At 62.9% G+C, this 23,593-nt stretch carries 22 protein-coding genes, 1 tRNA gene and 1 pseudogene; 13 read left to right on the top strand and 11 right to left on the bottom strand.

Annotated elements, in window-relative coordinates; all coding sequences use genetic code 11:
• Positions 1-56: 56 nt before the first annotated feature.
• Entirely contained in the window at positions 57-1,178 is a 1,122-nt protein-coding gene (locus tag HD842_RS04325; RefSeq protein ID WP_183551389.1) for a Gfo/Idh/MocA family protein, read from the bottom strand.
• A 446-nt stretch (positions 1,179-1,624) separates the two neighbouring features.
• Between HD842_RS04325 and HD842_RS04320 the strand changes: the two genes are divergently transcribed.
• The 4 genes from HD842_RS04320 to HD842_RS04305 all read left to right on the top strand — a co-directional run bounded on the left by HD842_RS04320 (position 1,625) and on the right by HD842_RS04305 (position 8,903).
• On the top strand, positions 1,625-2,140 hold the full coding sequence (locus HD842_RS04320) for a phage tail protein (RefSeq protein ID WP_183551386.1): 516 nt from the start codon (positions 1,625-1,627) through the stop codon (positions 2,138-2,140).
• Between the two features lie 30 nt (positions 2,141-2,170).
• Positions 2,171-2,668 carry a phage tail protein gene (locus HD842_RS04315; RefSeq protein ID WP_183551382.1) on the top strand — a complete coding sequence of 166 codons (498 nt, stop codon included), beginning with the start codon at positions 2,171-2,173 and terminating at the stop codon, positions 2,666-2,668.
• A 10-nt stretch (positions 2,669-2,678) separates the two neighbouring features.
• Entirely contained in the window at positions 2,679-3,212 is a 534-nt protein-coding gene (locus HD842_RS04310; RefSeq protein WP_183551379.1) for a phage tail protein, read from the top strand.
• Between the two features lie 66 nt (positions 3,213-3,278).
• Positions 3,279-8,903, top strand: a complete 5,625-nt coding sequence (locus tag HD842_RS04305) for an Ig-like domain-containing protein (protein ID WP_183551376.1) — start codon at positions 3,279-3,281, stop codon at positions 8,901-8,903.
• A gap of 26 nt (positions 8,904-8,929) precedes the next feature.
• Here the strand turns inward: HD842_RS04305 and HD842_RS04300 are convergent, their stop codons facing one another.
• From HD842_RS04300 to HD842_RS04285, 4 genes are read right to left on the bottom strand one after another with little or no spacing between them, the layout of a single operon-like run.
• On the bottom strand, positions 8,930-9,448 hold the full coding sequence (locus HD842_RS04300; protein WP_183551373.1) for a GNAT family N-acetyltransferase: 519 nt from the start codon (positions 9,446-9,448) through the stop codon (positions 8,930-8,932).
• Positions 9,449-9,469: 21 nt separating this feature from the next.
• Complete coding sequence (locus tag HD842_RS04295; protein ID WP_183551370.1) at positions 9,470-9,943, bottom strand: RES family NAD+ phosphorylase; 474 nt, start codon at positions 9,941-9,943, stop codon at positions 9,470-9,472.
• Entirely contained in the window at positions 9,940-10,503 is a 564-nt protein-coding gene (locus HD842_RS23945) for an antitoxin Xre-like helix-turn-helix domain-containing protein (RefSeq protein WP_229424594.1), read from the bottom strand. Before HD842_RS23945 ends, HD842_RS04295 begins: the two co-directional genes overlap by 4 nt.
• Entirely contained in the window at positions 10,490-10,648 is a 159-nt protein-coding gene (locus tag HD842_RS04285) for a hypothetical protein (protein ID WP_183551367.1), read from the bottom strand. Before HD842_RS04285 ends, HD842_RS23945 begins: the two co-directional genes overlap by 14 nt.
• 110 nt (positions 10,649-10,758) lie before the next feature.
• On the opposite strand from HD842_RS04285, the pseudogene HD842_RS04280 reads away from it, so the two are divergent.
• From HD842_RS04280 to HD842_RS04270, 3 genes and pseudogenes are all read left to right on the top strand, one after another.
• Positions 10,759-10,905: pseudogene (locus HD842_RS04280) on the top strand (S24 family peptidase); the annotation flags it as partial.
• A 224-nt stretch (positions 10,906-11,129) separates the two neighbouring features.
• Positions 11,130-11,306 carry a hypothetical protein gene (locus HD842_RS04275; RefSeq protein WP_183551363.1) on the top strand — a complete coding sequence of 59 codons (177 nt, stop codon included), beginning with the start codon at positions 11,130-11,132 and terminating at the stop codon, positions 11,304-11,306.
• Between the two features lie 22 nt (positions 11,307-11,328).
• Positions 11,329-11,670: a hypothetical protein gene (locus HD842_RS04270; RefSeq protein WP_183551361.1), complete on the top strand. Its 342-nt coding sequence runs from the start codon at positions 11,329-11,331 to the stop codon at positions 11,668-11,670.
• A gap of 808 nt (positions 11,671-12,478) precedes the next feature.
• Here HD842_RS04270 and HD842_RS04265 read toward each other — a convergent pair.
• From HD842_RS04265 to cysS, 6 genes are all read right to left on the bottom strand, one after another.
• A tRNA-Ser gene (locus HD842_RS04265) sits at positions 12,479-12,571 on the bottom strand.
• 97 nt (positions 12,572-12,668) lie between these two features.
• On the bottom strand, positions 12,669-13,916 hold the full coding sequence (locus HD842_RS04260) for an aspartate kinase (protein ID WP_183551359.1): 1,248 nt from the start codon (positions 13,914-13,916) through the stop codon (positions 12,669-12,671).
• A gap of 157 nt (positions 13,917-14,073) precedes the next feature.
• Positions 14,074-15,498 carry a tRNA lysidine(34) synthetase TilS gene (gene tilS / locus HD842_RS04255; protein ID WP_370660783.1) on the bottom strand — a complete coding sequence of 475 codons (1,425 nt, stop codon included), beginning with the start codon at positions 15,496-15,498 and terminating at the stop codon, positions 14,074-14,076.
• A 49-nt stretch (positions 15,499-15,547) separates the two neighbouring features.
• Positions 15,548-16,525: an acetyl-CoA carboxylase carboxyltransferase subunit alpha gene (locus tag HD842_RS04250; protein ID WP_183551355.1), complete on the bottom strand. Its 978-nt coding sequence runs from the start codon at positions 16,523-16,525 to the stop codon at positions 15,548-15,550.
• Between the two features lie 100 nt (positions 16,526-16,625).
• Positions 16,626-17,315, bottom strand: coding sequence for a DNA-3-methyladenine glycosylase family protein (locus HD842_RS04245; RefSeq protein WP_229424593.1), 690 nt, complete (start codon positions 17,313-17,315; stop codon positions 16,626-16,628).
• Complete coding sequence (gene cysS, locus HD842_RS04240) at positions 17,315-18,715, bottom strand: cysteine--tRNA ligase (RefSeq protein ID WP_183551352.1); 1,401 nt, start codon at positions 18,713-18,715, stop codon at positions 17,315-17,317. The genes HD842_RS04245 and cysS overlap by 1 nt, the downstream gene beginning before the upstream one ends.
• Positions 18,716-19,001: 286 nt before the next feature.
• Here cysS and HD842_RS04235 point away from each other — a divergent pair, with 286 nt between their 5' ends.
• From HD842_RS04235 to HD842_RS04210, 6 genes are all read left to right on the top strand, one after another.
• Positions 19,002-19,619: a peptidylprolyl isomerase gene (locus HD842_RS04235; RefSeq protein WP_183551349.1), complete on the top strand. Its 618-nt coding sequence runs from the start codon at positions 19,002-19,004 to the stop codon at positions 19,617-19,619.
• A 59-nt stretch (positions 19,620-19,678) separates the two neighbouring features.
• Positions 19,679-20,170, top strand: a complete 492-nt coding sequence (locus tag HD842_RS04230; protein ID WP_183551345.1) for a peptidylprolyl isomerase — start codon at positions 19,679-19,681, stop codon at positions 20,168-20,170.
• Between the two features lie 43 nt (positions 20,171-20,213).
• Positions 20,214-20,981, top strand: a complete 768-nt coding sequence (locus HD842_RS04225) for a UDP-2,3-diacylglucosamine diphosphatase (protein WP_183551340.1) — start codon at positions 20,214-20,216, stop codon at positions 20,979-20,981.
• A 245-nt stretch (positions 20,982-21,226) separates the two neighbouring features.
• The gene (locus HD842_RS04220) at positions 21,227-21,595 is read left to right on the top strand and encodes a GntR family transcriptional regulator (RefSeq protein WP_183551337.1); all 369 of its coding nucleotides are present in this window, start codon (positions 21,227-21,229) and stop codon (positions 21,593-21,595) included.
• Entirely contained in the window at positions 21,592-22,464 is an 873-nt protein-coding gene (locus HD842_RS04215) for an ABC transporter ATP-binding protein (protein ID WP_183551334.1), read from the top strand. The genes HD842_RS04220 and HD842_RS04215 overlap by 4 nt, the downstream gene beginning before the upstream one ends.
• Positions 22,461-23,444, top strand: a complete 984-nt coding sequence (locus HD842_RS04210; RefSeq protein ID WP_183551332.1) for a hypothetical protein — start codon at positions 22,461-22,463, stop codon at positions 23,442-23,444. Before HD842_RS04215 ends, HD842_RS04210 begins: the two co-directional genes overlap by 4 nt.
• The last annotated feature ends 149 nt before the right edge of the window (positions 23,445-23,593 follow it).

Genomic DNA, 23,593 nt, shown 5'->3' with positions numbered 1-23,593 from the left:
ACCCATGCACCGCTGCTGCGAACGTTGAAACAAGTGAAAAGGTGCAGGCTGGCGGATCAGACGTTCAGATCGACCCGGCTGCCGCTGCGGTCGGACGCGATGATCGCGTCGATCACCGCATGCATCCTGACGGCATCAAGGAAGGTCGGCGCCAGCTGCGTGCCGTCCTGCACGTCGCGCGCATAGGCCGCATACAGATGAGCGAGCTCGGCGACGCTGCCGCCGAGGGCATGCGCCGGCAGCCAGTCGTACTGCGCCGGCACGGGCAGCGCCTGCAATGGCTGGGCATCGCCGCGCGCGCCTTCGATCAGATTGACCGATGGGCCGAAGCTGGTCGCATTGGTGATGCGCAGATCGCCTTCGGTCCCCGTCAGGTCGATCTGCACGCCGGCGTTATTGCGCTTGCCCGCTTCGAGCTGCACAGTCAGCACCGCGCCGTTGGCAAAGGTGCCGGTCACGAGCACCTGGTCGGGATTGGTGCGCGGCAGTGTCTCGCCCGTGTCGACGATCGTTACCTGCTTGATCTGGTTGGCCGTCAACGCGCTCAACGTGCGCGGGAACCCGAAATGCCTGAACAGGATGTCGAGGAAGTGGCCGCCGAAAATCGGCAGCAGATCCGAGAAATTCTCGGTCGGCACCGTATAGGCCAGATACCCCATGCGGCGCGCGCCGAACGCGTCGACGCTGACATGCATCCGCACCGAACGCAGCTCGCCGATATAGCCTTCGGCCAGCAGATCGCTCATGTAGCGGTAACTCGGGGACAGGCGGCGCTGCAGACCCACGATGTGGCGCACACCAGCTTGCGCGGCCAGCGCTGCCAGCTCGGCCGAGACGGCAGTGCTGGTGGTCAGCGGCCATTCCGAATACACGTCCTTGCCGGCTGCGATGGCAGCGCGGATGGCTGCCTCGTGCTGCGGCGCCTGGTTCAGCACGAGCACCAGATCCACCTCGGGATGCTCGACGAGCGCCTGCAGCGAGGTGACGGGATGGGCAATGCCATGGCGCGCGGCCAGTGCCTGGGCCTTGTCGGCACTGCGGCTGTAGACGGCCGTCAGTTCGAACCCGGGCAGCAAGGCGAGCGACGGGATGTGGCCATATTCGGCCCAGGTACCGGCACCGACAATGCCGACGCGGATTTTGTTGACGGACACTGCGGGAGTGGCTGAAACGGTCATGCGAGGACTCCCTAAAACTGTTGAACCAACAATTGCTGCATCCGGCATTTTAACGGCGTCGCGCCGATCCTGCTGCGCGCTGCCCTGCAATCCGGGGACGCGCGATGCCCGGAAACGCCGTGCCATTGGCAGATCCGATTGTCGACAATACATGTCAATAACAAATTGCCGAGCACTCTGCCCTCAATCAATATCAGTATTTTAAATATTGAACATTCAACGAAAGTATTATTTGGACATACCATCAATTAAAAAGTCGGGCTTGCGGAATATTAACAAAGTCCTGTTCACGATTAATTTGGCGCAGACGCAACAATTAAAATTCAACGCGCAATATGCGCTGACCTTCCTGTAGAATTTTCCAGAAATAAAGCCGGAACCGCCGCACCACAGGCTGCGTCAAATCATTCTTGTATTGCGACTTCATTTCCACACAAGGAGACAGGATGTCCGATCAATATATGGGCGAGATCCGGATGTTTGCCGGGGGCTATGCGCCCCAGGGGTGGGCATTGTGCAATGGCCAGCTGTTGCCGATCACCGACAACGAAGTACTGTTCACCTTGATCGGCACGACCTATGGCGGCGACGGCATGACCACGTTCGGGGTACCCGACATGCGCGGCCGGGTGCCAATCAGCGTGGGCAATGGTGCTGGAAGCAATTACATGCTGGGCCAGAAAAGCGGCGCCGAAAGCGTGACCTTGCTGACCTCGCAGATGCCGGCCCATGGCCATCTCCCCGCCGCCCAGTCGGCACCGGGAAATCAGCCGCTTCCCACCAACAATGTATGGGCCGCGAAGCAGGTATTCGAGAAACCGGCCGCCGACACCCCTCTCGTTGCAATGTCCGCCGCCGCCGTTAGTTCCGCAGGCAGTAACCAGTCCCACGATAACCTCATGCCATTCATGGCGCTGACATTCATCATTGCGACCCAGGGAATTTTTCCGTCCCAGGCCTGATCGTCACAGCACACAACAGGAGAATCCTTCATGGCTGACCCCTTCCTGGGCGAAATCAGGTCATTTTCATTCGGCCTGATTCCCCGTGGCTGGCTTGCCTGTCAGGGCCAGATGTTGCCGGTCCAACAGAATCAAGCGCTTTATTCGCTGCTCGGCATCGCCTACGGCGGCAATGGTGTCACCACATTCGGCTTGCCTGATCTGCGCGGCCGGGTTCCGTTGCACCTGTCGCCGACGTATCCACTGGGCGCGGCGGGCGGCGAGGCCAACCATACCCTCACCGTCAACGAGCTGCCCATGCATGCCCACGCGGTACAGGCATCCGGGGAGACAGCGACGCTGATCCCGCCGCAAGGCAATGTCTGGCCTCAAAGTGTCGATACCTATGCGGCGAGCGCGCCCGACGTTCCGATGGGCGCGCGTGCCATGAGCTCGGCAGGCAGCTCGCAGGCACACGACAATATGCAGCCCTACCTGACGATCAGTTTCTGCATCGCGATACAGGGAATCTACCCACCGCGCCCTTAAGGAGACATCCATGGATCCCTACATCGGAGAAGTACGTCTGTTCAGCGGCACGTACGCGCCTGACGGCTGGGCCGACTGCAATGGCCAGCTGGTGGCCATCCAGCAGAACTCTGTGCTGTTCAGCGTGATCGGGACGGTGTATGGCGGTGATGGCAGCACGACGTTCGCCCTGCCCAACCTGAGCGGGCGCGTGCCGATGCACCAGGGCGACGGGCCCGGCCTGACGCCAAGGCCGTTGGGCACGCAAGGTGGCGAGGCGGCCGTGACGCTGCTCGCGGCCCAGATGCCAGCCCATACCCACGTTCCACAGGCGCTGGACAATCAGGGAACGTTGAGCGATCCGACCGGCGCCGTCTGGACCAAAACGCCGAAGGCGGGCCGCAACCCGACGGACACCAGGGGGTTTGCCCCCAAGCCCGACGTCACCATGCACCCAATGGCGCTGTCGGCTGCCGGCGGCGGCCAGGCCCACAACAATATGCAGCCATATCTGCCCGTGCGATGCATCATCGCCCTGGTGGGCGTGTATCCCCCGAGACCGTAGCCTCGGCATTGGCCGGCGGCATCCGGGCCGCGGCTCCTCTCCTTCGATGTTTCTCATGCCCACGCCATGAACCATCCAGACGCTTTCTTGCCATTCCCGTCCCACGCCACTTCGGCGCTGGCCCCCACGGTCATCGTCTTCGTCGACGCCGACGTCGCCGACTACCAGTTGCTGCTGGACGGCCTGCCGCCCGGCGCCGAGGTGCATGTGATGGATCCGGGGCTGGATGGCCTGGCCAGCATCGCGGCTGTCCTGAAAGGCCGCAGCGGGATCGACGCGCTCCACATCGTGTCGCACGGCAAGGAAGGCGCTGTATCGCTCGGCGCGCTGCAACTGCGCCACGACAACCTGTCCGGCCACGCCGATGACCTCGCGACGATCCGGCAGGCCCTGCATGCCGACGCCGACATCCTGCTGTATGGCTGCTCGGTAGGGGCAGGCACGAACGGCGCCGCATTCGTCGATGCATTGGCGGGCGCCACGGGCGCCGATGTTGCCGCGTCCACCGATCTGACCGGCGCCACAGCGCTGGGCGGCAACTGGACCCTCGAGCGTTCGAGCGGTGCAATCGCTGCCGGTAATCCGCTGTCGACGCTCTCGCTAGCCAGCTATTCCGGCATCCTGGCCGTCAACGGCCTGGCCGACGGCACCTACGATTTTGGCGGCGCCGACAGCCCGCTCAATTCGGGCGGCGCCGGTTTCGTCAGATTTTCCGACAAATTCGATATCAGCAACGGCATCGCTGTCGACGGCACCCTCATGTACGCCGCCGACCAGATCACGCCCGATACCAGCGGCAGCATCACGATCAAGTTCGGCGGCAGCGCGGGCGTCAGCACATTGACCTTCAAGGACCTGGCGTTCTCGTTCTTTGAAAATTTCCAGGGCTTCAGCGCGTTGTCGATCATCACCAAGGATGTTGGAGGCCAGACCAACGGCAGCCATGTCCTGAGTGGATCGTATATTCCCGGCAATACCAATGTGTTTTCGGCGAGTTCCATCCTGAACGGCGGGGCCTTGTTTGCGGACAATGCGGTCGCATCGATCACCATCACCTGGAAAATCGTCGCCACCGGGCCCGATACACAGATCAATGAGCCGGCCAACCTCAACTTCAACAGCATCACCGTGGCCAATATCAGCACCGCGCCGCCCCCGAATACCGCGCCATCCTTCGTGGGCGCAAATACCCCGCTGGCGCTGACGACCAATGCGGGCGCCACCGATTTTTCCAGCCTGGTGCGCGTGAGCGATACCGACAGCGCCCAGACGCTGACCTGGAGCCAGACCAGCGGTCCCACGAACGGGACGCTGGTCTTTACACCCAGCACGAAAGCGAGCGGCGGCGCCAGCATCATGCCGGGTGGCACCCTGACCTACCAGCCGAACGCCGGTTTCGCCGGCAACGACACCTTCGCCATCCAGGTCAGCGACGGCGCCGCCACGGCCACCCGCACCATCACCGTCAACGTCACGCCCTCCACGCCTGGCGCCCCCGACCTCTCGGGCAACGCCGCCGTCGACACCGGCGTCTCGCAGAGCGACAACATCACCAACGCCGGCACGCTGAGCTTCAGCGGCACCAGCGCCGCCGGCGACAGCAGCAGCACGGTGCGGGTGTTCGTCGACAGCAACAGCAATGCAACCTACGACGCCGGCACCGACGCCACGGGGACGGCGACGGTCAACAATGGCGTCTGGACGGTCAACGGCATCAATGTCGCTGGCCTGGCCGACGGCAACTACAATGTGTATTCCACGGTCACGTCGGCCAGCGGCGGCCTGGTCAGCGCGCGCAGCACCGGCCTTGGCATCACGCTGGACCGTACCGCGCCCACGCTGGCAATCACCAGCAACAGCGCGGCGCTCAAGGCCGGTGAAACAGCCACCATCACGTTCACCTTCAGCGAAGATCCCGGCGCAACGTTTACCTGGGATGGCAGCGTTGGCGACGTGCAGGTCAGCGGCGGCACCATGAGCGCCATCTCGGGCAGCGGCGCGATCCGCACTGCCACTTTCACGCCGACCGCCAGTACAAACAGCGGCGCGGCCAGCATCAGCGTCGCCGGCGCGGCCTGGACCGACACCGCCGGCAACAGCGGCGGCGCCGGCGCCACGCCAGCGCTGACCTTCGACACGCTGGCGCCCGCTGTGACCTCGATCAACCGCATCGGTACCGCGACCAGCAATGCCACCAGCGTCCAGTACGCCGTCACCTTCGACAGCAGCGTCACCGGTGTTGGCGCTGGCGACTTCCAGCTGACCGGCACGGGCGCCGCGACCGGCACCATCGCCAGCGTGACCGGCAGCGGCACGTCCTATACCGTCACTGTCAACAGCATCAGCGGCGACGGCACGCTGCGCCTGGATCTGAAGAACGCAGGCACCGGCATTGCCGACAGCGCCGGCAATGCCGCACCCGGCTATACGAGTGGCCAGAGCTATACCTTCGACTACACGTCCCCTTCCGTCACGTCGGTTTTGGTGCCGGCGTCGGCCACCTATGGCGCCGGCGATCCGCTGGAATTTACCGTCAACTTCAATGAGGCGGTCACGGTCGACACCACCAACGGCACGCCGTCGCTTCCGCTTACGCTCGACACTGGCGGCACGGTGCAGGCCGCTTACGTGAGCGGTTCGGGCGGCACTGCCCTCACCTTCCGCTACACGGTCGTTGCGGGTAACGCCGACGCTGACGGTATCGCCATGAATGGGCCGCTGTCGTTCAACGGTGGCACGATCCGTGACACGGCTGGCAACGCGGCGGCCACCACGCTCAACGCCGTCGGGGCAACCGCCGGCATCCTGGTCGACGCCCTCGCGCCTGCCGTCACCGGCATCGTGCGCGTCGGTAACGAACTGACCAACGCCACCAGCGTCGTGTATGCGGTCACCTTCTCGGACAGCGTTACCGGCGTCGACGCAAGCGACTTCACGCTCGTGGCGAGCGGTGGCGTCACCGCCAATATCGGTGCAGTCTCCGGCAGCGGCGCGAACTGGACTGTCACCGTCAACAACATCGCCGGCGACGGCGTGCTGCGCCTGGACCTCAATGCCAGCGGCACCGGCATCCAGGGCGGCAGTGGCCAGCCCATCGCGGGCGGCTACAGCGCCGGGCAGAACTACACCGTCGACCAGACGGCGCCGACGCTGTCGGGCGCCATCGAGCTGACCGACACCGCGCTTGCGGCCGGCGACACGGCCACCGTCACGTTCCGCTTCAGCGAAGCCGTGCAGGACTTCACCGTAGCCGATGTAACGGTCGCCAACGGCGCCTTGTCAAACCTGATGTCGGCCGACGGCGGCCATATCTGGACCGCCGTTCTGACCCCGCTCGACAACGTCACCGATGCCACCAATACGCTGACACTGAACTACGCCGGCGTGAGCGACCTGGCCGGCAATGCCGGCACCGGCAGCACGACCAGCGGCAACTACGGAGTCGACACGCTGGCGCCAACGGCGACTGTCACGCTCTCGGACGTCGACCTGCGCGCCGGCGAGACGGCGCAACTGACGATTGCCTTCAACGAGATCGTCAGCGGCTTCGACGCGTCAGCAGTCACGGCGCCCAACGGCGCCCTGGGCACGTTCACCACGCTCGATGCTGGCATGACCTGGCGCGCAACCTTCACGCCGGATGCCAACATCCTCGCGGCATCCAACGTCGTTGCGGTCAGTCTGGCCAACGTGGCCGATCTGGCCGGCAATCCTGGCGTGGGCAATGCTTCCTCGCCAAACTACGCGGTGCAAACCACGCCACCAGTCATTCCGCCGGCCGACCCGCCCGCATCGGACACGATCGACGGCGTCGCGGTGCAGACGGACATCCTGCCGGTCGATCCAGTCACCGGACTCGCCGGCCAGGCGCTGACGGTGCCCATCATTACCGGCACCCGCAGCGACGATCCGGCCACCCCGAACGGCAACCTGGCCGATATCCCGCTGGGCCTGGGCACCGGCACCGGTCCACGTACCGAACTGATGGTCAGCCTGCCGGTCGGCACCGGCCTGCGGGCCGAAGGGCCGTCGAGTCTGCTCACCAGCCAGCAAGCCCTGCTCGACCTGATCGGCCGCATCGACAACGAGACTGAAGACGGTTCCAGCGCCCAGTCAGGCATGACCGGCAACGGTGCCGGCTTCCTCGACAGCCTGGCGCCAGGCACGCTGCTGCAGAGCGAGACCATCGTGTTGTCCGCAGCACCGGGCTTGAGCGCGCCGCCAACCATCCTGATCAACGGAAGTTCGACCACGCCGGTGGGCGGCGGCCAGAACGCCACCGCGATCGGCCTGGTCATCGACGCCACCGGCCTGCCTGCGGGCAGCACGCTGCAACTGAACAACGTCGACTTCGCCGCCATCGTCGGCGCCGTCACGGTACGCGGCGGTGCCGGGCGCAACTTTGTAACGGGCGACGATGCCATCCAAAACATCTTGCTGGGCGCCGACGACGACGTGCTCCTGGGCGGCGGTGGCAACGACATCGTCGGCAGCGCAGGCGGCGACGACCTGCTCGATGGCGGCTCCGGTAACGACATCCTGGTCGGCGGCATCGGCAACGACCGCCTCGCCGGCGGCGCCGGCAACAACGTGCTCCAGGGCGGGCGCAGTACGCAAGGCGCATGGGAGTTCTACCTCAAAGCCGACGACACCCTGACGGCGCGCCATGAGACGGCACTGTTCGCACCGGGCCAGACAGAACGGCTGACATTGGCCGAATTGAACGCCTCGGCCACCGAACTGGCGTTTCTTGGCGCCGACAAGCCGATGCTGTCGTCCATCTCGCTGCTGTACCACGCCGCCCTGGGCCGCGCCCCCGACCTGGGCGGCCTGGCCTACTGGGCGCAGGACGGCGTCCCGCTGGGCACCATGGCCGCGCACGTCCTCGCATCGCCCGAATGGCTGGCCGCCAGCGGCAGCGCCTCCTCCGACGCCGGCTTCATCGAAGCGGTCTATGGCAATGCCTTCGGCCGCACACCCGATGGCGCGGGCCTCGCCTACTGGCTCGGCCAGCTGGCCGGCAGCCCCACCGCCCCGGCCATCAGCCGCGCCGACGCGCTGGTGGCGATCGCGCACAGCGCCGAACACGAGCGTGCCTGGAACACGGCGGACGGCTACCTGATCGGCGCAGGCACGGTTGCGCGCGAGACGGACTGGATTGCCGACGACGGCGACGATATCGGGGTCTATGCTGGCAAGACCGCTGACTACAAGTTCATCATCGGTGAGGATGGCCGCCTGAATGTGGAGCACAAGGCCAGCGGCACTCTCGACCAACTGAGCGGCATCGATATGGGCAACTTCAGCGACGGCATGCTGGACCTCGGCTTCCTGCAGGACGGGCCGGCGAAAGTAAAGCAACTCGGCCTGTTGTACCAGACGGTGCTGGATCGCGCCGGCGACCTGGGCGGCTTCCAGTGGTGGCTCGGGCGTGACATCGACGGTGCGCAACTGGTGCAGGACTTCATCGCCAGCACCGAATTCAAACTGCGTTACGACAGCATCAACGATGCTGCCTTTGTCCAGGCGCTGTACGACAACTCGGGCTTGAATGCCAGTGCGGCAGGCGGCCAGGCCAGCTGGGAGAACTACCTGACGAGCCACACGCGGGCCGAGCTGATCGCCACCTGGCTGGACCAGGACGGCGTGGTCGACGCCCAGTTTGCAGGTGCTGGCCTGTGGGTGGTGTGAGCGCAGGCCCGCACTGAGCACACCCGCTACGTGTCGGCCCAGCTGCTGTCTGCCGGCGGCTGGACGCCGGTCTGCGCGCGCCAGTGCAGTTCGAGGCGCATCGTGTCTTCGCTGTCCACGGCAAATCCCAGCGCCTCGTACAGATGGCGCGCGGCGACATTATCCTGGCGCACCGACAGCGCCACCGCATGCCTTGCCCCCGCCGCCTGCGCCTGCAGGCGGCGCAAGACGTCGACAGCCAAACCCGTGCGGCGTGCGGAGGGTAAAACGGCAATGTCCACCACCCGAATTACGCCATCGGCGGCGGCCGTGACCAGGCGTCCCACCGCCACGCCATCCCGTTCCAGCACCTGATACACGGCCTGTGGATAGCTGTTGCGGTAGCCAGCCACTTGCAGCCGGTGCTGCATGGCGATCAGGCCATCGATCACCGAAGGATCGGCCGGCAGCGCCAGCAAGTCGTCGCGTGTGCTCCGGTACAGGCTGGCGAAGAATGCCTCGTCGGCAGCGCCAGCGTCACGGATGTGCAGCGTGGACAAGGTCATGGTGGATCTCGCTCAGTTTTGTCACGGGAAAAACCGCGGGTCGTAGTTCCACCGCCTCAAGGTCGTGGCCACAATTGCACCGGCATCAGCGTGCTGTGGATTGATCAGAACGTTATATTCGTCAGGCACGATCACCGAGGGCACCAACAGCAGCGCCGTGGCGCTTGATGCGATCCAAGCATCACCAGCCTGCCTGGAGGCCATACCGGCCGGAACGGCGTCCCATCCGCCTGGAAGTGGATCAAGAATCTGGCGCACGGCCCACACCGTATCAGGAATCTCGATCCGCACCAGATAGCGGTTGAAAGGCAGAGCGCCGCTACTCAGGTAGTGAACGGTTTCCAGGGTCGCGAGCGCAATGCTGTCAGCGGCATAGACAATGGGCGTACCCTTGCTGTTCCAGCGCCCGCCCGTCATCTTCGCGCCGGTTCCGCGCAAGTCGTTGGCGCTGTAGGCAGGCGCCTCGACGGCGATGCGCCAGACCTGCTTGTTCAAGCGTAGGCCCCGCTCTGGCTCATCGCCAGCAAGTCTGCGACCAGCTTTTGCCCCTCGAACGTATCCATATAACTTGCAGGCGTCTCGCCGGCCAGGGCCGGCAATGGCTTCGTCAGCCATTCCGACACCCAGCGCGCGGCATTGAAATCGGCCGGATCGCCGGATTGCTCGACCATGGCCTGCACCATGCCGATCAGGGTCTCGACACCCAGGACGCGCTCTGATTCGTCCTTCGACAGCAAGGCAGCGTCTTTCTCCTTGCGACTGATTGTCGCCCGCGACAAGCCCAGGCTGGAGAGCAGGGTTTCCTTGCTCATGCCCATCCTGCCCGAGAGACTGCTGATCATTGCGGCAGGAATACCGCGGCGTATGACCGCAATGCGCGCCTGGGGATCTGACCGGTAAAGGGGAATGGCCTCGGCGACATGGGTGCCGGCCCACGCCGGTGAGGCTGTCCGCTCCGTGCCGATGACCACGGTGTGCGTTCCTGCGCGGGCAGGTTTGCCTGTCTCTGCGTGGTGGCCTGCAGGGAGCTTCGCGGCTGCTTTAGCGTTCGACATGCTTTGCCTCCTTTGATACGAAAGTATAGTTCAAATGAGACAGATAGCAAGCCTTGGTTGCCGAGGTGTCGCAGAACAACGCGGTCTTGACGTTGCCACCCAGCTGCTCGATCACGTGGTGGGCTTCGTCGGTGGTAGTGGTCATGTGCAAGATTCCAAAAAGCTAGGCTCGTGCAGCAAGTAGAACTCTAAACCACTCTCAGTAAAGCACTCTAAGCTATTTAAAGTTTAGATCCCTACTACGAGGGTGAGGCAGTCGTGAAGCGTCTGTCGCGTGATGCGGGCCAGTGGTGGCTCACCTCGGACAATTCCGACCAGCGCAAATACCATCGGAAGCTGTGCAACAAGGGCGATTGCCTGGTCATCGGCAAGGTGGTCCGCAAAGAAAGCGATCACATTTAGCAATAATCGGTGAGTATTTTTTAATAAGCAACTTGATATACTCGCGCGGGCATAGCAGTACGCCTAGATGTCGGAAATTTTAATCCTGCACAGGTTTATAACATGGAATTCTTCGGCATCTTAACGTTGGTAGTCGGCTTGGCGCTCAGCGCCTTTGCACTCAACATGAATGTCAATGTCGACGTCGAGTCCAGGGACTTCGGCTACCGGTCCGCACCCCGGCAATGAGCGTCGCGAACGTCAACCTTACGGAGCAACGTCAGAACCTGCTGATCTTCTCCGGCGTGCTTGCGGTTGTTGGCGCGATCTTGACCGACTTGCCCGGCACCGATGTGCTGGCGTCGCCGGACCTGGCATGGCGTGACCTGAAATTACTGGAAGAAACCGCTTTATTATTTTAAGTTGCATTTACAAGGAGCGCAGATGAAAAACATCGTAGTGGGAGTGGTCGCTTTTGTTCTTTCCGTTCCCGCCTTGGCGGAAAAGTGCGTGGCACTCGATGATCAGAAAATGAAAGATATGTCGACAGTTGACGTGGCTGTCGAGGCTTGCACAGCGCGCAAGGCTGCGCTCGAGAATTTGGCTCAGACGATTGAGAGCATCGGCGGCCCAGAATCAAAGTCATACCCCAGCACCCACGCGGATTTCGACCAGTGTATGGGTCAATTCACCAGGCTCGAGAGCGTACTCGAGTCAAGAGGGATGCGGAAAGGATCTGTGCCGGAACTTTGCAACAAGGCTGCAGCGAAGCCAGTCACCCCTTAAGGCGCTACGGCACGCCTGGATGGCGAAACGAGAATAAAACGTGGTCATTTCCAAGCCAACTAAAGACGATTTTTTGATTGAGAACGGTGCGACTTCACTGGATTTGGGCAGGGCAGCTAACGTTCTTGGAAATGCGGTTAAGGTCATCACCATAGATGACATCATGGCCCTAAGGCAGACGGAATTCATCATCGAGCAATGCTCCTTGTGCGTAGCGTGACGCGCGTACGCTAAAGTCCTATCTTGGAAGGCCTCTACAGACCGGGAATAGTACCCACTGTAGCGACAACAGGTCTACCGCCGGGTGGCCTTTGCTTTTGTAGCACCTCTGCCCACCCGCCCAGCGCGGGTATTTTTTCGCCCAGAGAGTTTAGAACGGTTGTTTGACCCCTGCTTAACGGACGGCGAGGGTCTGGTCTGACATTGCGACATGGGCTCGGCCTGAGCAGATGGCTACGGACGCCGCGCTTTGCGCGAGCTGAGGCGTTGGGGCGCATGCTTTACTGTGGACGGCGAGGGTCTGGTTTGACATTGCGACACGGGCTCGGCCTGGGCAGATGGCTGCGGACGCCGCGCTTTGCGCGAGCTGCTGGTTGGGACGCATGCTTTAGTGCGGAAGTGTGAATGGGAAGCGCGCCCACGGCGCGCTGCGCTGTGCGCGTCGCGCACAGCAGATGGACGATTCGGAGAGGGCTGCCCAAGTATGGGCAGCCCTTCGAATCCCACGCGGGGGCCATGCAGATGGCCCCCTCGTCTCCGGGAGGCGTTAACGGAAAAAGCTCCCTTGCGGGAGCTTTTTGCTTTTTTCTGGCGGAGACGGTGGGATTCGAACCCACGATACAGGTATAAGCCGTATGCATCCTTAGCAGGGATGTGCCTTCGGCCACTCGGCCACGTCTCCAATCAGTACCAACGTTTCCGTCAGCGCTGAGTGCAAGCATCTTAAGGGTTGGTGCTCATTTGGTCAAGAAAACACACCCAAAAAATTGCAAACTGGCTTAACTTTGTTCGAGATTAAATGACTTGTGCAGAGCGCGCACGGCCAGTTCCATGTACTTCTCGTCGATCAGCACCGAAATCTTGATCTCCGACGTCGAGATCATCTGGATGTTGATGCCCTCTTCCGACAGCGTGCGGAACATGTCCGAGGCCACGCCGACGTGGCTGCGCATGCCCACACCAACGGCCGAAACCTTCGAGACCTTGGCGTCGCCGACGATCTTGGCCGCGCCCAGGATGTCCTTCTGGTCTTCCAGCACTTTCATTGCCTGCACATAGTCGTTGCGCGAGACCGTGAAGGTGAAGTCGGTCTTGCCGTCCACCGACTGGTTCTGAATGATCATGTCGACTTCGATATTGGCTTCGGCGATCGGGCCCAGGATGTGGAACGCGACACCTGGCTTGTCCGGCACGCCCAGGACGGTGATCTTTGCTTCATCGCGATTGAAGGCGATGCCGGAGATGACGGCTTGTTCCATATTGCTTTCTTCCTCAAACGAAATCAGGGTGCCGGAGCTGGCTTCTTCGGCCAGGGGCATCAGGGGATCGGTCAGCGACGACAGCACGCGCGTCGGCACCTGGTAGTTGCCGGCAAACTCCACCGAGCGGGTTTGCAGCACTTTCGAGCCCAGCGACGCCAGCTCGAGCATTTCTTCGAAGGTGATCTTCGACAGGCGGCGCGCCTCGTCGACCACGCGTGGGTCGGTGGTATAGACGCCGTCGACGTCGGTGTAGATCAGGCATTCGTCGGCCTTCAGCGCGGCCGCAATCGCCACTGCCGAGGTGTCCGAACCGCCGCGGCCGAGGGTCGAAATATTGCCGTCCTCGTCCATGCCCTGGAAACCCGTGATGATGACGATCTTGCCGTTGGCCAGGTCGCGCAGCACGCGCGTGTCGTCGATCGACTGGATGCGCGCCTTCGTGAACGACGAATCGGTGCGGATGCCCGCCTGCCAGCCGGTGTACGAGACCGCGTCCTTGCCGATGGCTAACAGCGCCATGGCCAGGAGGCCCACGGACACTTGCTCGCCGGTCGAGGCAATCATGTCCAGTTCGCGTGGGTCGGGCTGATCCATGATCTGCTTGGCTAGACCGATCAGGCGATTGGTTTCGCCCGACATGGCGGACGGCACGACGACGATCTGGTGACCTGCGTCGTGCCACTTGGCCACACGGGCCGCGACATTCTTGATACGGTCCGTCGATCCCATCGACGTCCCGCCGTATTTGTGGACAATTAAAGCCATATCAGGAAGGGTTCCAGCTAGGGTAAGGATCAAAAAGGGACCCTTACTCTAGCATGGTGCAGCGCGGCATCACAAGGCTCGTTGGCGGAAAAGCTATACGAAAAGAACATAACCTAATGCTTTTCGCAACGCCACTGGCCGCGCTTGCCTCTCTGCCTCAGGCCGTGTTCGCTTCCCAGCGCAATTCGATCCTGTCCTCGCCGCCTTCCAGTACATGCGCACAGTCCATCCCGATGCCGGCGGCGAACAACAGCTCGCGGCCACGGCTGACGGTGGGCAGGCGCTCGCGCTCCCAGGCCGGCACGCCCAGCGCCTGGAAGTGCGCCTTCAGGCCGCGCGTGGGCCGGTTGGCCGCCGTCTTGAGGCGCTCGCCGCCCTTGCGGAAATCGATCATCAACGGCAGCGCGCGCAGCCAGGCGGCGTCGAAGCCGCGGGCGGCCGGCACGAAGTGCAGCACGCCGCCGTAGGCCGGAAACGCCATCGACGCTTCGCCCTGCCAGCGGAAGCGCTGCCCTTCCTTGACGAAGATGCCGAGGTCGTCCGGATCACGCATGCCTGCCAGTTCCGGCAAGTGCGGCGTCAGGTACAGCTTGCAGCGATGGCGGCGGATGTGGCAGTCGGGATGCGTGACCTTCAGCTGCGCATCCTCGCGCGCCGAAAACAATTGCCAGACCATCTCGGCGAGCCACGCCGTCGACGGCATCGCCAGTCCCCGTACCGCAAACAGGTGACGCAGGCAATTGTCGATACGATCGGCGCTGAGCGCGCCGAGCACCGCGAGGTCGACCGCATCGCCATCCAGGCAGGCGGCCAGGTCCTGCGCTGCCAGTTCTTCGAGCATGCGCTGGGCCGACGCGACGTGCGCCGCGCCGCGCGCCAGGCGCGCCTGGAAGCCGGGGAAGTTCGCGGCCAGCGCAGGCATTACCTGATGGCGCAGCGCGTTGCGTGCATAGCGCGCATCCTGGTTCGATTCATCCTCGACCCACCGCAAAGCGTGCGTCGCGGCATAGGCCTCGAGCGCCGCGCGCGATTGCGTCAGCAGCGGGCGTACCATCACGGTGACGTCGTCGCCCAGCAGGTTCGGCGAGCGATTGGCCGCTTCCATGCCGGACAAGCCCGCAGGCCCAGAGCCGCGCAGTAATTGCAGCAACACGGTTTCGGCCTGGTCGTCGAGGTGATGCGCGGTCAGCAGCAGCGTCGCGCCATGCTCACGGCACATGGCGCCCAGCGCCGCATAGCGTGGGCGGCGTGCAGCTGCCTCGACACCGGAACCGTCGACCGGGATCGTCACACGGCGATGGTCGAATGGCACGCCCAGCGCGGCGCAACTGCGTTCGCAGTGCGCAAGCCAGGCGTCGGCATTCGGGCTCAGGCCGTGGTGGACGTGGAAGGCAAACAGCGGGATGCCCTGCTGCGTGCACCAGGCGTGGGCCAGGTGCAGCAAGACCATCGAATCGAGGCCGCCGCTGCAGGCGATCGCGATCAAGGTGGGCGTGTAGGTGGTGGACAGGCGCGCGAGCGCCTCATTGCATGCTGCCGGGACCGATCCGGCTGGATCGGTCCCGCGATTGGTTCTGCTCACTGTAGGGACTCGCTGCTGGGACTCGCTGATTAAAACGCGCTGGTCAGGCTTACTCTTCGCGCGGCGGCGTTTCCTTGAACTTGCCATATGCCATCAGCTTGGCGTGACGGGCTTCAAGCAGGTCCTTGGTCTTCATGCCCTGGAACTGGCGCAGCGTGTCGGCCAGTGCGCGCTTGAGCAATTGCGCCATCTGCTTCGGGTCGCGGTGCGCGCCGCCCAGTGGCTCGTTGACGATCTTGTCGACCAGGCCCATGGCCTTCAAGCGATGTGCAGTCAGGCCCAGTGCATCGGCAGCATCGGCCGCGCGTTCGGACGTCTTCCACAGGATCGATGCGCAGCCTTCCGGCGAAATCACCGAGTAGGTCGCGTATTGCAGGATCAGCACGGCGTCGCCAACGGCAATGGCCAGCGCGCCGCCCGATCCGCCTTCACCGATGATGGTGGCGATGAGCGGCACTTTCAGTTCGGCCATCACGTACAGGTTATGACCGATGGCTTCGGACTGGCCGCGCTCTTCCGCTTCGATGCCGGGGAATGCGCCCGGCGTGTCGACGAACGTAAAGATCGGCAGGCCGAATTTTTCGGCCAGCTTCATCAGGCGCATGGCCTTGCGGTAGCCTTCGGGTTTCGGCATGCCGAAGTTGCGCATCGCGCGCTCTTTGGTGTCGCGGCCCTTCTGGTGGCCGATGACCATGCAGGGCTGGCCATTGAAGCGGGCCAGGCCGCCGATGATCGACTGGTCGTCAGCGAAAGTGCGGTCGCCATGCAGTTCATGGAAATCGGTGAAGATCGAGTTCACATAGTCCATCGTGTACGGACGCTGCGGGTGACGCGAAATCTTCGACACTTGCCACGGAGTCAGCTTGGCGTAGATGTCTTTGGTGAGCTGCTGGCTTTTCTTGTCCAGGCGATCGATCTCCTCGGAGATATCGACGGCGGAATCATCTTGTACGAACCGCAGCTCTTCAATCTTGGAATCGAGCTCGGCGATCGGCTGCTCGAAATCGAGGAAAGTTAATTTAGTCATTGTCACTCCGGGGTAATGTCTTGGCCGTGCTATGAGGCTGCGCGGCGGATCAGGGCGCTATTCTACCGTAAGCCGGTGGCGTGTCGGGCGGATCGGGGGCTCAGGCCGCAGGGGCGACCGGGTCCAGGCTACGCCACAAATACCAGGTCGCCACCGTGCGCCAGGGTTCCCAGTTGGCCGACACCTCACGCGCATCGCTGCGCGAAACAGGTTCGCCCGAGAAATAGTTTTGACTGATGCCCTGGATCAGGCCGGGATCGTCCAGTGGCAGGACGTTCGGCCGCAGCAGATTAAATATCAAAAACATCTCGGCTGTCCAGCGGCTGATGCCGCGAATCTGGATCAGCTCGGCAATGACCGCTTCGTCATCCATCTCGGACCACAGGTCGGCGTGCACCCGCTTGGCCTTGAAATGGTCGGCCAGGTCGAGGATGTATTCGGTCTTGCGTTTGGACAGGCCGCAACCGGACAACTGGACCGCGCCCAGCTTGATGATCTGGCTCGGTGCCAGGGTCGGGCAGACGGCCAGCAGCTTGCCCCAGGCCAGGTCAGCCGCTTTCGGCGTGACCTGCTGGCCGACGATCGAGCGCGCGAGCGTCGTGAACGGGTCGGGCTGGCCACGCAGGTGCAGGTCGCCAAACTGCGGGATCAGCTTGTTCATGATGCGGTCGCGCTGCATCAGTTCGCGCTTGGCCTCGGCCCAGTAGATCGGCACGGCGAGCGCATCGTGCGCCGGCGACGTGCCTGCCAATGCAGCCACGCTGCCCGACTTGTCCTTGTTCGCTGGCATTATGTACGGCGCCAGGTCGTTCCGTCGGCCTTGTCTTCCAGGACGATGCCCGCCTCCGTCAACTGCTTACGGATGGCGTCGGCGCCAGCGAAGTCGCGCGCGGCCTTGGCGGCTGCGCGGCGTGCGATCGCATCCTGAATCGCTGCTTCACCCAGCCCGCCCTCGCCCGCATCGGGACTGCCTGCCTGCAGGAACGCCTGCGGTGAGCGTTCGAGCAGGCCGAGCACGGCGGCGAGCGCCTTGAGCTGGCGCGCAGCATCAACGGACCTGGTGCGGTTGACTTCGCCCGCCAGGTCGAACAGTGCGGCCACCGCCAGCGGCGTATTGAAGTCGTCGTCCATCGCGTCGCGCACTCGGCGGGCGTGGGCTTCGTCCCAGTCGACGGCGACTGGCTCATTACCCAACTCGATGCCATTGAGCGCCGTGTACAGGCGGGTCAGCGCCGCCTTCGCATCGTCGATATGGACGTCGGAATAATTGAGCGGGCTGCGATAGTGGGCGCGCAGGATGAAGAAGCGCACGACTTCGGCGTCGTACTTCTTGAGCACGTCGCGGATCGTGAAGAAGTTGCCCAGCGACTTGGACATCTTTTCGTTATCGACGCGCACGAACCCGTTGTGGATCCAGTAGTTGACCATCGGCGCGCCGAACGCGCCTTCGGACTGGGCGATCTCGTTTTCGTGGTGCGGAAATTGCAGATCGGCGCCGCCGCCATGGATGTCGAAGTGTTCGCCCAGCGTCGCGCACGACATGGCCGAGCATTCGATATGCCAGCCCGGCCGGCCCTGGCCCCACTGCGAATCCCATTTGGCCTCAGCCGGCTCGGATGCCTTGGCGGCTTTCCACAGCACGAAGTCGAGCGGATCGCGCTTGCCGGTGTTGACGTCGACGCGCTCGCCGGCGCGCAGGTCGTCGAGCGATTTGCCCGACAGCTTGCCGTAGCCGTCGAAGCCGCGCACGGCGTAATTGACGTCGCCGTCGGCCGTTTGATAGGCCAGGCCTTTTTGCTCGAGCTTGCCGATGATCGACAGCATCTGCGGGACGTACTCGGTGGCGCGCGGCACGACGGTCGGTGGCAGGATGCCCAGGGCAGCCGTGTCTTCATCCATGTACCCGACGAAGCGACTCGTCAGTGCGCTGATTGTTTCGCCATTCTCGACGGCGCGCTTGATGATCTTGTCATCGATATCGGTGATGTTGCGCACGTAATCGACCTCGTAGCCGGACGCCAGCAACCAGCGATACACGACGTCGAACGCCATCATCATGCGTGCGTGGCCAACGTGGCAGTAATCGTAGACAGTCATGCCGCAGACATACATGCCGACCTTGCCGGCGACCTTCGGGACGAAAACCTGCTTGTCACGCGCCAGCGTGTTGTAAATCTTGAGTTGGCTCATTGAATTTTCGGTTCGCACGAGGATGGCAAACGCTCGCCGGCGCCGCAACGACCATCCCGGCGCGGCATTGCATGCGCGCCAGCCGGACGGGTGCGGCGTGGGGTTCGCCTGAGGCCTCGGTGTTATTCTTATTTGATAGAATGGGACGTTGTTTGTAAGCGCTTCTCTTGTGCGCTTCAAGGAAAGTATAGCATTGATAAAAACCCGGCTGGCCCCATACGGACCAGCTTTATTTTTGGGACAACCCTTGACAGCGCCACGTGCGCGGTCCATCAGAGGAAGCCAGATGTCATCGTCATTCAACCGCCGCTTCGCCCTCGTGCGCGTCGCTGGCGCCACCGCTGCCCTCGCCTGCGGCCTGCTGTTCTCTGGCAGCGCGCTGGCGGCCGACATGCCGCAGTATTCGATCAAGACCAGCATGGGCGAGATCGTCGTCGAACTCGATCAGGAGAAAGCCCCCAAGACGGTGGCCAACTTCGCGGCCTATGCCAAGTCGGGCGCCTACAACGGCACGATCTTCCATCGCGTGATCGAGGGCTTCATGATCCAGGGCGGCGGCATGAACGAAAAGTTTGAAGGCCGCAAGACGCTCAAACCGATCAAGAACGAATCGAACAATGGCCTGTCGAACCAGCCGTACACGATTTCGATGGCACGCGAAGACAATCCTGACAGCGCCACCTCGCAATGGTTCATCAACGTGGCCGACAATTCGGGCATCGATTTTCCGTTCGTTGGTGGCTCCGGTTACACGGTGTTCGGCAAGGTGGTCAAAGGCCAGGAAACGGTCGACAAGATCAAGGCCGTCGTGGTCGATGACGTGCGCGGCATGCAGAACGTGCCCGTCGTGCCGATCAAGATTACGTCCGTGACGCTGCTCAAGGGCGACAAGCTAGTAAAATAACGGTTCCGCCGCGCCTGCATCCGGCGCGCATGCCCATCAACCAACAACAAGGACACCACATGACGACGATTCTCATCACCACCAATCAGGGCAACATCACCGCTGAACTGGACGCTGAAAAAGCACCGAAGACCGTTGCCAACTTCATCGACTACGTCAACAAGGGCCACTTCAGCAACACGATCTTCCACCGCGTGATCAAGGACTTCATGATCCAGGGCGGCGGTTTCGAGCCAGGCATGAAGCAAAAGCCAACGCCAGCCACCGTTGAAAACGAAGCCAAGAACGGCCTGAAGAACGACAAGTACACGCTGGCCATGGCCCGCACGTCGGATCCGCATTCGGCATCGGCCCAGTTCTTCATCAACACCAAGAACAATGCCTTCCTCGACTACCCGGGCCAGGATGGCTGGGGTTACGCCGTGTTCGGTAAAGTCACCGGCGGCCAGGAAGTCGTCGATGCGCTGAACAATGTCAAGACCAGCCGCGGCGGCATGCACTCCGATGTGCCGGTCGATCCAGTCATCATCGAGAAAATCGAAGTTCTGTAATGTTCGGCGCGCACCAGCATCAGTCATCGTCTTGAGTACGCCAATGACGCTGCCTGCGCGCCCGTTCGCGCTGTTCATCTCCGACCTGCACCTGCAGGTCTCGCACCCGCGCACGCTGGAAGCATTTTTGCGCTTCCTGGCCGAGCGCGCGGTGCATGCCGAGCAGTTGTATCTGCTCGGCGATATCTTCGAATACTGGGCCGGTGACGACGACGTTGCCGACCCGTTCCACCAGACCATCATCACGGCGATCCGCGCCGTCGCCGATGCCGGCGTGACGGTCTTCTGGATGGCGGGCAACCGCGACTTCCTGGTTGGTGAAGGCTTTGCGCACGCCGCCCATCTGACCCTGCTGCAAGAACCCCATGTCATCGAGGCCGGCACGCGCCGCGTTGCGCTCGTGCATGGCGACGCGCAGTGCACGCTCGACACCAACTACATGGCGTTTCGCGCCCAGGTGCGCGCTCCGGAATGGCAGGCGCAATTTCTCGGCATGCCGCTGGCGCAGCGCAAGGGCATCATCGCCGGCCTGCGCGAAGGTTCGCGCGAAGCCCACACGGGCAAATCGTACGAGACGATGGACGTGACGCCCGATGCGGTAGCCGATGTGTTTGCCTCGCTCGATGCCGACGTCATCATTCACGGGCACACGCACCGGCCTGCCATGCATGCGCATGGCGACAAGCTGCGCTACGTGCTGCCCGACTGGGAGCTCGACGAGGCACCTGCCCGCGGTGGCTGGCTCGCGCTGTACCCGGATGGCAGCCTTATTCGTCACGATTTCGACGTCACCATCCTGACATCCCGGTAGGGTGGGCGGCTATGCCGCCCACGCGTTCAACGTCACGTGGCATGCCTGGGTGGTCGACGTTGGTTTGAACGCGTGGGCGGGAAACCCGCCCACCCTACATCCCCACTGCATAATCTCGCGTCTTCATGTTGACCTTTGCGCGACCACTGTTATACTAAACTACAACACCAATTCAACAAACCACTATGAGGAGGCAGGCATGCGCATCACGATGACGCCGCACCGAACCACCACGGAGGCCCCCGATGACCGTCGGCTGGAACGATAAGACCCCGATTTACCGCCAGCTCAAGGAGCGCGTCGTCAGCATGATGCTCGACGGCGATCTCAAGGCTGGCGACGCCCTGCCCTCGGTGCGCCAGATCGCGGCCGACTATCAACTCAACCCAATCACCGTGTCGAAGGCCTATCAGGAACTGGTCGACGAGAATCTGGTGGAAAAACGAAGGGGAATTGGCATGTATGTCACCGAAGGCGCAAGCGAGAAACTGCTGGCAAGCGAGCGCGCACGTTTCATCAGTGAAGAGTGGCCGGCGATGCTCGAGCGTATCCGCCGCCTGGGCCTGGACGTCAAAGAGCTGCTGAACAATGCCGACCACGGAGGTGCCGCATGAGCCCCGTCATTTCCGCGCGTGGCTTGACCAAACACTACGGCAAGCGGATCGCCGTCGACAGCATCGACATCGAGATCGCCGCCGGCCGCATTGTCGGGCTGATCGGCCCCAACGGCTCGGGCAAGACAACGACGCTCAAGGCGGCCCTTGGCCTGATCCAGTGCGAAGGCGAGCTGTCGGTGCTGGGCCTCGATCCGCGCACCCAGCGCGATGAGCTGATGAAGGACGTGTGCTTCATCGCCGACGTCGCCATCCTGCCGCGCTGGCTGCGCGTGAAGGATGCGATCGACTTCGTGGCCGGCGTGCATCCGCGCTTCGACCGCAGCAAGGCCGAACGCTACATCGCCAACACCAAGCTGACGCCGACCATGAAGGTCAAGGAAATGTCCAAGGGCATGATCGTGCAACTGCACCTGGCACTCGTGATGGCGATCGACGCGAAGCTGCTGGTGCTGGACGAGCCGACGCTCGGGCTGGACATCATCTACCGCAAGGCGTTTTACCAGAATCTGCTCGAAGACTATTTTGATGAACACAAGACGATCGTCATCACGACGCACCAGGTCGAGGAAGTCGAGCACATCCTGACCGACCTGCTGTTCATCCGCGACGGCAAGATTGCGCTGGCTGCCTCGATGGAAGAAATCGGCGAACGCTACGTCGAAGTCATGGTGGGCAGCGACAAGGTGGCGGCGGCCAGAGCGCTGCAACCGATCGACGAGCGCACGGTGTTCGGCAAATCCGTGATGCTGTTCGATGCATTGCGCGCCGGCGGCCTGTCCCGCACGCAATTGGCTGCACTCGGTGAGGTACGCAACCCGAGCGTGGCCGACCTGTTCGTCGCCACCATGAAAGGAACCTACGCATGACTACGCCAATGAGCACCATGAAATGGCTGATCCGGCGCGAACTGTGGGAACACAAGGGCGCCTTCTTCTGGGCGCCGCTGGCAGTGGCCGCCGTGCTCGTGCTGCTGTTCGGTGGCGGCTTCCTGTATGCCATCATCGCCAACCCGTCGTTCCACGTGCAGGTCAGCGGCGAACAAGTGATGACGGTCAATGGCTTGCCGCCCGCGATGCTGGCCAAGCTGGCCGCTGCCGCCGCGTCGAGCTACCTGGTGATCACGGCGCCGCTGTTCTTCGTGCTGCCGGTGGTCGTGTTCTTCTACTGCATGGCGGCGCTGTACGACGACCGGCGCGACCGCAGCATCCTGTTCTGGAAGTCGCTGCCGATGTCCGATGCGCAGACCGTACTGTCGAAGGCGGTGACGGCGCTGCTGGTTGCGCCGCTGGCGACCATCGCGATCGGCATTGCGGCGTCGCTGATCCTGCTGGTGATCGGCCTGCTGGGCGGCGCCATCAAGGGCATCAACCTGATCGCGCCGGTGCTGGCCAATATCGACTTCTACCTGGCGCCCGTGTATCTGATCAGCTTCCTGCCGCTGTACATTCTGTGGTCGTTGCCGACGGTCGGCTGGCTGCTGCTGGTGTCGAGCTGGGCAAAGTCGCGCGTGTTCCTGTGGGCCGTCGGCGCGCCGCTGGTGGCGCTTGCGATCCTGGCCTGGTTCGATTTCCTGGCTGGGCGTTTTGCCGGGGTGTCAATGAACGTCAAGTGGTTCGGCGAAGAGATCGTGGCGCGGGTGCTGCTGGGCGTGTTCCCCGGGATCTGGTTCGGCGAAGTCAACGGCGCGGCGCTGGCGCAGCAGCAACAGGCCGGGCTCGATGGGCCGCTGCTGTTGGGCACGTCCTACAGCACGCTGCTCACGCCGGGTGTCTGGATCGCGGCCGCTGCTGGCTGCGCCATGATCTACGGCGCCATTCGCCTGCGCCGCTGGCGTGACGAGGGGTGAGCGCGATGCGAGGTCTTTCCACCCTGATGCTGGGTGTGAACACGCGATGCGCAACCTGAAAGTCCACAAGCGCAGTGCGATCATGGCGATGATCGCACGAACCACCTGCTGGTCGAGTGGCGCAATTGTCGCGTCGCGCTGATCGAACT

Origin of the sequence: Massilia aurea (assembly GCF_014200505.1) — a bacterium.
GTDB classification, from domain to species: Bacteria; Pseudomonadota; Gammaproteobacteria; order Burkholderiales; family Burkholderiaceae_D; genus Telluria; species Telluria aurea_B.
This window is presented reverse-complemented; position numbering and strand designations above follow the sequence as displayed.

Excerpts from the sequence above, each read along its gene's own strand:
- HD842_RS04220 (WP_183551337.1), top strand. The coding sequence starts at position 21,227 with ATGACCGTCGGCTGGAACGATAAGACCCCGATTTACCGCCAGCTCAAG.
- HD842_RS23945 (WP_229424594.1), bottom strand. The coding sequence starts at position 10,503 with ATGTCGAACGCTAAAGCAGCCGCGAAGCTCCCTGCAGGCCACCACGCA.
- HD842_RS04225 (WP_183551340.1), top strand. The coding sequence starts at position 20,214 with ATGACGCTGCCTGCGCGCCCGTTCGCGCTGTTCATCTCCGACCTGCAC.
- HD842_RS04270 (WP_183551361.1), top strand. The coding sequence starts at position 11,329 with ATGAAAAACATCGTAGTGGGAGTGGTCGCTTTTGTTCTTTCCGTTCCC.
- HD842_RS04260 (WP_183551359.1), bottom strand. The coding sequence starts at position 13,916 with ATGGCTTTAATTGTCCACAAATACGGCGGGACGTCGATGGGATCGACG.
- HD842_RS04210 (WP_183551332.1), top strand. The coding sequence starts at position 22,461 with ATGACTACGCCAATGAGCACCATGAAATGGCTGATCCGGCGCGAACTG.
- HD842_RS04215 (WP_183551334.1), top strand. The coding sequence starts at position 21,592 with ATGAGCCCCGTCATTTCCGCGCGTGGCTTGACCAAACACTACGGCAAG.
- HD842_RS04315 (WP_183551382.1), top strand. The coding sequence starts at position 2,171 with ATGGCTGACCCCTTCCTGGGCGAAATCAGGTCATTTTCATTCGGCCTG.
- HD842_RS04285 (WP_183551367.1), bottom strand. The coding sequence starts at position 10,648 with ATGACCACTACCACCGACGAAGCCCACCACGTGATCGAGCAGCTGGGT.
- HD842_RS04310 (WP_183551379.1), top strand. The coding sequence starts at position 2,679 with ATGGATCCCTACATCGGAGAAGTACGTCTGTTCAGCGGCACGTACGCG.
- HD842_RS04325 (WP_183551389.1), bottom strand. The coding sequence starts at position 1,178 with ATGACCGTTTCAGCCACTCCCGCAGTGTCCGTCAACAAAATCCGCGTC.
- HD842_RS04275 (WP_183551363.1), top strand. The coding sequence starts at position 11,130 with ATGAGCGTCGCGAACGTCAACCTTACGGAGCAACGTCAGAACCTGCTG.
- HD842_RS04230 (WP_183551345.1), top strand. The coding sequence starts at position 19,679 with ATGACGACGATTCTCATCACCACCAATCAGGGCAACATCACCGCTGAA.
- cysS (WP_183551352.1), bottom strand. The coding sequence starts at position 18,715 with ATGAGCCAACTCAAGATTTACAACACGCTGGCGCGTGACAAGCAGGTT.
- HD842_RS04235 (WP_183551349.1), top strand. The coding sequence starts at position 19,002 with ATGTCATCGTCATTCAACCGCCGCTTCGCCCTCGTGCGCGTCGCTGGC.
- HD842_RS04320 (WP_183551386.1), top strand. The coding sequence starts at position 1,625 with ATGTCCGATCAATATATGGGCGAGATCCGGATGTTTGCCGGGGGCTAT.
- HD842_RS04250 (WP_183551355.1), bottom strand. The coding sequence starts at position 16,525 with ATGACTAAATTAACTTTCCTCGATTTCGAGCAGCCGATCGCCGAGCTC.
- HD842_RS04305 (WP_183551376.1), top strand. The coding sequence starts at position 3,279 with ATGAACCATCCAGACGCTTTCTTGCCATTCCCGTCCCACGCCACTTCG.
- HD842_RS04300 (WP_183551373.1), bottom strand. The coding sequence starts at position 9,448 with ATGACCTTGTCCACGCTGCACATCCGTGACGCTGGCGCTGCCGACGAG.
- HD842_RS04245 (WP_229424593.1), bottom strand. The coding sequence starts at position 17,315 with ATGCCAGCGAACAAGGACAAGTCGGGCAGCGTGGCTGCATTGGCAGGC.